Origin of the sequence: Paludibacter sp. 221 (assembly GCF_010501035.1) — a bacterium.
Lineage (GTDB): Bacteria > Bacteroidota > Bacteroidia > Bacteroidales > Paludibacteraceae > QVMH01.
In genome coordinates this window covers 1-8,971 of the sequence record NZ_QVMH01000068.1, presented here as the reverse complement: position 1 = coordinate 8,971, position 8,971 = coordinate 1, and the positions used below count along the sequence as shown (strand labels likewise).

Genomic DNA, 8,971 nt, shown 5'->3' with positions numbered 1-8,971 from the left:
CTCTCCAAACGGAGAGGGAAAAAGGAAAAAAAGTTTTTGAGAGGGACTTTGAGAGCGAGAAACGAAAGAGCAGTATCTGATAAATTTGGTGATTAGAATGTAATTTGGATGCGGTTACTCTAACAAGTTGCAAGTTATCAGTTGATAGTAAATTTGTGTTTTTCTCCGGCAAAAATTGCCATTATGTTATCTTTTTGTGTAAAAACAGATTGTAATTCACACTTTTTTTATATATTTTTGCCACCTAATTCAAAAAAAGACTAATATCCATGACAAAATTTTCTAAAGCATTTTGGGTGGCCAACTCGGTTGAATTGTTGGAGCGCCTGGCATTTTATGCTGTATTTATTGTAATCACTCTTTATTTATCCAACGTTTGGGGATTCACCGATATTCAGGCGGGTATTATATCCGGTTGTTTTTCGGCAGGGTTGTATCTGTTGCCTACATTCGTTGGTGCTTTTGCCGACAAAATAGGTTTCCGCACTTCTATTATTATAGCTTTTACTTTGTTGACCATTGGTTACGGTAGTCTGGGGCTTTTTCCTACCTTGCTTGAGAGTTCAGGTTTAGTTACCTATGGCGATAAAACCGCAGAAACAATATTCACAGGCTTACAATCGAGTTCGCTCCGCTGGTCTATATTGCCAATAATGATTTTGATAGTAATTGGCGGTGCTTTTATAAAGTCGGTTATTTCGGGTACTGTAGCGCGCGAAACTACTTCGGAAAACCGTGCTCGTGGATATTCTATCTTTTATATGATGGTTAACATCGGTGCGTTCATCGGGAAAACCGTAGTCGACCCGCTCCGTAAGGGCATGGGCGACCAGGGGCTGGTTTATCTCAATTTTTTCTCGGCAGCCATGACTTTCATTGCCCTGATAGCTGTATTTTTCTTCTATAAGTCGGCAAAAACTGAAGGACAGGGTAAAACTTTCAGGGAGCTGGGGCGTGCGCTGATTAAGGTATGTACAAATGCCCGCCTCATTATCCTGATACTGATTATAAGCGGATTTTGGATGATTCAAAGCCAAATGTATGCTACGATGCCTAAATACGTTATCCGTATGATTGGCGAGGAAGCGTCGCCGGGTTGGTATGCCAATGTTAACCCGTTGGTGGTATTTGTGGCGGTCAACTTTGTTACTTCTTTTATGAAAAAGCGTACGGCACTTACCTCTATGATTATCGGTATGCTGATTATTCCCGTGTCGGCTCTTGTTATGTCGCTTGGTAATATGATAGGTACTGATTATATATTAGGTTTGCATCCTATCGCTTTCATGATGATTATTGGTATTGCTATGCAGGCGATAGCCGAGTGTTTTATTTCTCCGCGTTTCTTGGAATATTTTTCGTTACAAGCACCTAAAGGCGAGGAGGGGCTTTATCTTGGTTTCAGCCATCTGCATTCGTTTTTCTCTTATTTATTTGCATTTGGTTTGTCGGGTTTCCTTCTCGAAAAGTATTGTCCCGACCCTAAGTTGTATTCTACTCCAGTGGAGTATGCCGAAGCCACATCGCATGCTCATTACATCTGGTTTGTTTTTGTAGGTATCGGGCTGGTGTCGGCCATAGCATTGTTGATTTACGGAAAAGTAACCAAGAATTTGGATAAAAAGAAAATTGCAGCGGAATAAGTCCGGCTTGTTGCAGGATATTAAAAAAGGTTGAATCGCAAATGGCAATTCAACCTTTTTTAATATGATTTTGTTTCGATTAATCGTACACGCCGATAGATTTACCGTATTCGTACTCGCCCTGTAAGATAAGCTCGATTTCGTCCTCGCTGATGTCGACATCGTCTTTCTTGGTGGCTTTTACAATATATTTAAACATTTCTTCTTCGTCGATACTGGCTTCTTCGGCCGAGTCTTCTTCTATATAACCTTTTTCGTCGTAAAAGTCGTAAATGACATCCAGCATATATTCAATTTCATCTTGGTTTATACGCTTGCGCATTTCTTTCGGTAAAAAATTGAGGATATAGTTTACAGCTTCGTCGTCGTCGTAAACTAATAAATCTTCTTCTTTTTTCATAAGATAATTTTTTTGTTTTTTTTTAATCGGTTAGATTTTTTTTAATTGAATAAAAAGATATAGTTGTAATTATCAATGTTTAATTATTAGTTGTTTAAATACGTTGCCGTACAAGTTCAGTTAGTTCGCATATCGCAATTATATTGTTGTTATACTTGTAACTCGTAACTGATTACTCGTAACTAACTCATTACTGGTCTTTGCTTTTCTTTTGTTCCAATACATTGCGAAGCGTTACGGCCAGTTCGTATTTTTCTTCGTTTACGGCTTGTGTAAGAAATTCGTCCAATTCTTCGGCCGAAAGAAGCCGCATTTCTTCTGCTGATGCTTTTTCCAGTTCAGCTAAAGTGTATGAGGTTTTTCTTTCAAATTCCTCCGATTCAACCTCAGCACCTACTATGTCTAATATCTCTCTCTTTATATAAATAGGACATTCTATGCGAACAGCCAGCGCAACGGCATCGGACGTGCGTGCATCTATTACGAATTTCTTGCCTTCGGCTGTTTCAAGATATAGTTCGGAATAAAAAATCTCGTTAACCAGATCGTATATCAGTACTTTTTTTAGTTCGGCATGCAAGGTTAATAAAACGTTTTTTATCAAATCGTGTGTTAATGGCCGAGCCAGTACTTTGTTATTCATTTTCAAAGCAATGGACTGTGCTTCGGGTTCACCTATCATTACCGAAAAGCGTCTGATGCCGTCGGCTTCACGCATTACCAAGCCATACGTATTAACAACAGACTGATTGTAAACCAAACCTACAATTTCCAATTTGACTTCCTGCTCCATTTTCTTAGCTGAATATAAAAAGTTTACAGGTGATAAAATGTGTTGTAAAAGTATATTTTTTTGTTTAAAATTTCCCGACAAATATACAGATATTTTATCTTTAAGAGTTGTTTTTCGCCTGAATATTTCAACAAACATATTCAGGTAATCTTTAGGGAAATAATATTTATTTCTTGTAACAGATAGCATTTCTATATTATTTATTAAAGTCTTTTTTTTTGTGAATCAGAATCCTTTTGTACTTTCAACAATCGGTAGGCTTATTTTGTTTTTACCGAATGATAAATAATATTTACCTTTGTAGGTTGTTTTTTTAGATTGCCTATAATATATGAAAGCGATATTGAAAAATATGTTTAAACGTGCGTGGGGAATTATTACTGCCGGCAATTTCACATGGGATGAGATTGCGAGCGAAAAAGCTCCTGCCGGTCGTGTCCGTAAAGAATACGTTTATCCGTGGATTATTTTTGCGATAATATTATCTTTTGTTTTTCCGGCTCTTTATGCTTCGCAGCGACCTTTGGAGGGGGGCCTTGTTAGTGCTATCATAACAGCGATAACTCTTTTCGGGGGGTATTTTGCGTCGGTGTTCGTTAGTTTTGCCTATCTGAAAAAGAGTAAGCCCGATTTGGCATCGCGAAACGATTGCGAAACGGTAATAGCCTATTCTTATACAATTATTATTCTTATCGAGATTATTACAACGATAGTTCCAAGCCTCTTTTTTCTTAGAATATTAAGCATATTCGTTGCTTATGTTATTTGGGAAAGTTGCCGTGCTGTATGGATGCTTAAGGAAGAGGATAGGGGAAGTGTTGTATTAGTTTTCAGCATAGCAGTGATATTTATTCCGGTGATAATTAACCGGCTTATTCATTGGATGTTGCCCAATGCTTAAAAAAACAGGAAAATGCATCATAAATCAAATATATTAATTAAAAATAAACGGTCTACCTTCGATTATGAACTTATCGAACGCTACGAGTCTGGTGTCCAGCTTTATGGTACTGAGATAAAGTCGATACGCGAGGGCAAAGCCGGACTGTCCGATACTTATTGTACCTTTATTAACAATGAGCTTTGGATAAGGAATATGCATATAGCTGCTTACTCGTTTGGCACATACAACAACCATGAGGTGCATCGCGACCGGAAACTGTTGCTTCATAAAAAAGAATTGTCGAAGTTGCAGCGTGCTACAAAGGAGAGTGGGCTGACCATCGTACCTGTACGATTGTATATAAATGACAAAGGGATTGCCAAGTTACAGATAGCGTTGGCACGTGGTAAAAAGACCTATGATAAACGCCAAAGCCTTAAAGAGAAAGAGGATAAACGCTCGATGGACAGGGCGATGAAGAAGTAGGGTAGAAGTATATGGGTTTATAAAGAAGGGCATATTTAAATTTATCACAAAGAAACAGTTGTAGTTTTACCAGCGAGGAGATTACATGCTGCCGGGCTTGCTCACTTAGATTTATCTTAGAAGTTGTTTAAAATTTCCACAAATAAGCTATTATAGTTTTGAATTTATCTTTTTCGCAATAAATTATGTCCTTTTTTGTGACACGAAGTTGAGCGTAGCTAAATTTCACCTCTCATTTTACGCATTTAGCCCGCTAAAATTCGTAAAAAGAAGTCAAAATTTCCCAAAAAATTTCCCAAAATTTATCTTGCGAGTAAAATTTAAACAACCTCTCAGGTTAATAAGGTTTAGCTTTACGAGGCATTGAAGTTACTAAGGTTTATTTCTACAAATAAGGTTTCATTGTCATCATATTTTATAAAATACCTGCTATTTTTATAGTCCGAAAGTTTAATTTATGCCATTGTATTAACTATTTTCCGATTGTAAGGTAAATTTCTTAAATTTGCACTACTAAATCACTATATATGAGAAAAAAGCTCGTTTTAGGAATTTTATTTTTACTTCCTTTCGTGTGTGTGTTGGCTGTTGATTCGTGGATACGTATTAATCAGGTGGGCTATTTGCCCGAGGGTAGGAAAGAAGCTGTGTTGATAAGTGAGTCGGTACTGAATGTGAAAGGATTTGATATATTGGATGCTCTTACAGGCGAGAAGTTAGCCGAATCTGAAACCGTAAAGAATACGGGTAAGTATGGTTATTTTAAAAGTACTTATGTGCTTGATTTTTCAAATTTTAATCATACTGGAGCTTTTTATATTAAGGCCGGCGATGTTTATTCTCCTGTTATCTATATCAACAAGAATGTATATCTGGGAACTGCTGACTTCTTACTCAATTACCTTCGCCAGCAACGTTGCGGTCACAATTCTTCTTTGGAAAAGCCATGCCACTTAAGAGACGGATTTGTAGAACCGGAAGTAGAAAACACAAAACGAACTTTGAAAAGTGAGCCTAAAATAGATGTAACGGGTGGATGGCATCATGAGTCGGGCAATATCAAGTATGCTTCAACTACTGCAGTTTCGGTATATCAATTGTTGTTTGCTTATCAGAAACATCCTACGGCTTTTGCTGATGAATTTGATGCGGAGGGAAAACCGGGTGCCAATGGCATACCCGATATCCTGGACGAGGCTAAATGGGGGCTGGACTGGATGCTGAAAATGTATCCTGAAAAAAATACGTTGTATCATCAGGTGGGCGACGCCCGCGATTATTCCGGCTTTAAACTGCCTTACGAGGATAATACCGACTATGGCTGGGGAGCAGGTAAAGAACGCCCAATTCATCGGGCAACAGGGAAGCCGCAAGGGCTTTTCAAACAAAAAAACCAATCGACAGGGGTTGCTTCTTTAGCCGGTAAATATGCGTCGGCATTTGCTCTTGGTTCTGCGTTTTTTGCCGATTATTATCCTGAATATAGTGAGCTTTTGGAGAAAAAAGCATTTGAGGCTTATCAGTATGGCAAAGAGTTTCCGGGAGTTACTCAAAGTGTTCCGGGACATTCTTTGTATTATATGGAGGAGGCTAACTGGACTGATGATATGGAGTTGGCAGCAATTCATCTTTTCCGCTTGTCGTTCGATTATGAGTACGCCGACGATGCGGCTAATTATGGCCGGATGGAACCTGTAAGCCCCTGGGTGTTTTCAGACACTTTGCGCCATTATCAATGGTACCCTTTTCATAATACGGGGCATTATATGCTTGCGCGGCTTGAGAATCCCCGATACAAAAAAGAGTTTACCGAGAATCTGAGAGTGGGGCTTGAGAGAGGTTTTCTGAGGGCAAAGGAAAGCCCTTTTATGGTAGACGTTCCTTTTGTTCAATCCTCAAACAATATGGTTATTGCATTGGCTACCCAGTGCCGGTTGTACAGAGAATTGACAAACGACAGTACATACATAGGAATGGAGAATGCTCTTGTTGATTGGGTATTGGGGCGTAATCCGTGGGGGATAAGCATGGTAGTAGGATTACCTCAAAATAATAATTCTGTCAGTCATGCGCACTCTTCATTGTTGTACAAAAAAGGTGTTCAGCCTAAGGGTGGGGTAGTAGGAGGGCCTGTCGGCCGTAGCGTTTTCGAACATTTGCAGGAAACTACTTTGCTGGAGCCTGAGAGGTTTGAACGCTATCATGTGAATGATGTTGTTTATCATGATGATATTGAAGACCATGTTACGAATGCGCCTGCCATCGACCGGACATCTGCTTTAGCCTATTTACTGGCAGGTAAACAAATTGAAGGGGTAGAATCTAAAACACGGGATAAAAACTCTTATTTGTATGGTGGAATCACGCGTACAAATCCCGAAAAGAAAGAAATCAGTCTTGTGTTTTATGCTCACGATTTTGCCGATGGGTACAAAACCATCGAAAAAGTATTGAAAGACAGGAAAATAAAAGCAGCATTCTTTTTTACAGGCGATTTTTACCGTAAAGCTAAAAACGGTAAAATGATTAAAAGCCTGAAAGGTGCAGGGCATTACTTGGGCGCCCATTCGGATAAAAACATTCAATACTGTTCGTGGGAAAACCGTAATGAGCTATTGGTAACGAAAGAAGAATTTGCTGCCGACCTCCAGAATAATTTTAAAGCGATGAAGAAATTCGGTATAAAGAAAGAAGATGCTCCGTTTTTCTTACCTCCATACCAATGGTACAATGCAGATATAAGCCGGTGGTGCAAAGAGCTTGGTTTACAGTTAGTAAGTTTTACTCCGGGTACATACACCAATGCCGATTACACTATCCCCGAAATGCGTAACCAGTACTATTCCAGTCAGGAGATATATGGTAAGGTGATGCAGATAGAACAACAAAGCGGGCTGAACGGATATGTCATGCTTTTTAGCTTGGGAGCGGACGACAGGCGTACTGATAAATTTTACGATTTGCTTGATGACCTGTTAACCGATTTAGAAAGTAAGGGATATAAGTTTGTTGACCTCTATAAGGCAACTGATGTATTTTAGGCTCGTTGTGTTTTTAGAAAAATAAACATAACGGCAGTCGTTTTTAATTGAATTTCTACCGAATTTAATCGTACTTTTGTAAATTCCAAGAGGGGGATTTTCCTCTACAATCTTATCACCTCATTCATGTCGGACTCTGCCGTTATATCAAATAAACTGGCTTCGCAGAAGCTCGGAAAGCTCATTTGGGAGTATTCGTTGCCTGCTATTGTCGGTACTGTAGTGATGTCGCTATACAATATAGTGGACCGTATTTTTATCGGACAGGGGGTAGGAGCTATGGCTATATCGGGCTTGGCGCTTACGTTTCCGTTTATGAATATCCTTACTGCCTTTGGCATGTTGGTGGGTGCGGGTGCAGCAGCCCGAATTTCGATTACCTTGGGCGAGAAAGACAAGGAAAAGGCAGAGCGGATTTTAGCCAATGCTTTTATCCTTACTTTTCTTGTATCGGGGTTTGCTATTGTTCTTTCATATATTTTCATGGGCGATATACTACGGCTTTTCGGGGGTACTGACAATACTGTGAAATATGCCGAAGATTATATGCGTATTATCATTCCCGGTGCAATCCTGTCAGCCCTAAGCTATGGGTTTAATAATATCATGCGTGCGTCGGGCTATCCTCGTAAGGCCATGCTTACAATGATTATATGTGCGTTGGTAAATGTGGTGTTAGACCCTATTTTTATCTTTGTGCTTGATATGGGGATAGAAGGTGCGGCGCATGCTACTAATATATCTTATTTGGTGGGTGCGTGCTGGGTGTTGTCTCATTTTATTAAACCTGATACTAATATCCGTTTTCGCCGGAAATATTTTCGTTTGCGGAAAGATATTATCAAGTCTATAATAAGCATAGGCTTGTCTCCTTTCAGTATGCAGGTAGCGTTGAGTTTTGTAGTTGTGTTGATAAACATACAGCTAATCAAGTATGGTGGCGACCTTGCAATAGGTGCGTATGGTATTGTGAATAGTATTACCACCCTTATTGTTATGATTATTGTTGGATTGAATCAAGGTATTCAGCCTATTGTAGGTTATAACTATGGTGCAAAATTGTACGACCGTATGTTTGGCGTACTTCGCATTGCCATTGTGGTGGCAACGGTTGTTTCTACTATCGGATTTCTGCTGGGGATGTTTGTCCCTGAGCTTATGGTTAAGCTGTTTTCTACTGATTCCGAATTGGTTGGTATTGCAGCCAATGCGCTTAGAATAACGGTGGTTGCTTTTCCTATTATTGGTTTCCAGATAGTAGTATCTAACTTTTTTCAATCCATAGGTAAGGCTAAGGTTTCTATTTTTTTAAGCCTTACCCGTCAGTTTATATTTTTGATTCCTGCGTTATTGATTTTACCGTCTATATTCGAACTGAATGGAACTTGGGCTGCTCAGCCATTGTCGGATGTGCTGGCTACATTTACTTCGGGCCTTACCATGCTGATTTTTATGAAAAAGTTTAAAAAGAATTTTTACAATAACGTATACCGTTAAATATTTGCTGCAAAAAACCAAAGCCTTTACATTTGCATCTACATTCTTCGAGCAAAAAAGAAGAATGATTTAGTTAGCTACAAGTTATTAGCTACAAGCTATAAGTCTTGTCTTTTATCTTTTTTAATACAATATGACTTTTTCTCAGCAAATAACACTTCAAAAAAATGCTTTTGCAAACGTTAAAATGTTTGTAAATAGCATTATTATGTTAGAGAGAGAGAGAGA

Annotated in this window: 7 protein-coding genes; 5 read left to right on the top strand and 2 right to left on the bottom strand. The window is 38.9% G+C overall.

Annotated elements, in window-relative coordinates; genetic code table 11:
- Positions 1 to 269 precede the first annotated feature (269 nt).
- Positions 270 to 1,643 (top strand): MFS transporter, encoded by a 1,374-nt coding sequence (locus D0T49_RS12215; RefSeq protein ID WP_163632001.1) that lies wholly within the window; start codon positions 270 to 272, stop codon positions 1,641 to 1,643.
- A gap of 79 nt (positions 1,644 to 1,722) precedes the next feature.
- Here the strand turns inward: D0T49_RS12215 and D0T49_RS12210 are convergent, their stop codons facing one another.
- Together D0T49_RS12210 and D0T49_RS12205 are read right to left on the bottom strand one after the other, a co-directional pair.
- Positions 1,723 to 2,043: a hypothetical protein gene (locus tag D0T49_RS12210; RefSeq protein WP_163631999.1), complete on the bottom strand. Its 321-nt coding sequence runs from the start codon at positions 2,041 to 2,043 to the stop codon at positions 1,723 to 1,725.
- Between the two features lie 190 nt (positions 2,044 to 2,233).
- Positions 2,234 to 2,836, bottom strand: a complete 603-nt coding sequence (locus D0T49_RS12205; RefSeq protein ID WP_163631996.1) for a bifunctional nuclease family protein — start codon at positions 2,834 to 2,836, stop codon at positions 2,234 to 2,236.
- Between the two features lie 331 nt (positions 2,837 to 3,167).
- Here D0T49_RS12205 and D0T49_RS12200 point away from each other — a divergent pair, with 331 nt between their 5' ends.
- The 4 genes from D0T49_RS12200 (at position 3,168) to D0T49_RS12185 (ending at position 8,743) form a co-directional block, all read left to right on the top strand.
- Positions 3,168 to 3,737, top strand: a complete 570-nt coding sequence (locus tag D0T49_RS12200; RefSeq protein WP_163631993.1) for a hypothetical protein — start codon at positions 3,168 to 3,170, stop codon at positions 3,735 to 3,737.
- Between the two features lie 12 nt (positions 3,738 to 3,749).
- Positions 3,750 to 4,205 carry an SsrA-binding protein SmpB gene (gene smpB / locus D0T49_RS12195; protein ID WP_163631990.1) on the top strand — a complete coding sequence of 152 codons (456 nt, stop codon included), beginning with the start codon at positions 3,750 to 3,752 and terminating at the stop codon, positions 4,203 to 4,205.
- 527 nt (positions 4,206 to 4,732) lie between these two features.
- Entirely contained in the window at positions 4,733 to 7,246 is a 2,514-nt protein-coding gene (locus tag D0T49_RS12190) for a glycoside hydrolase family 9 protein (protein ID WP_163631987.1), read from the top strand.
- 126 nt (positions 7,247 to 7,372) lie between these two features.
- Positions 7,373 to 8,743: an MATE family efflux transporter gene (locus D0T49_RS12185; RefSeq protein WP_163631984.1), complete on the top strand. Its 1,371-nt coding sequence runs from the start codon at positions 7,373 to 7,375 to the stop codon at positions 8,741 to 8,743.
- The last annotated feature ends 228 nt before the right edge of the window (positions 8,744 to 8,971 follow it).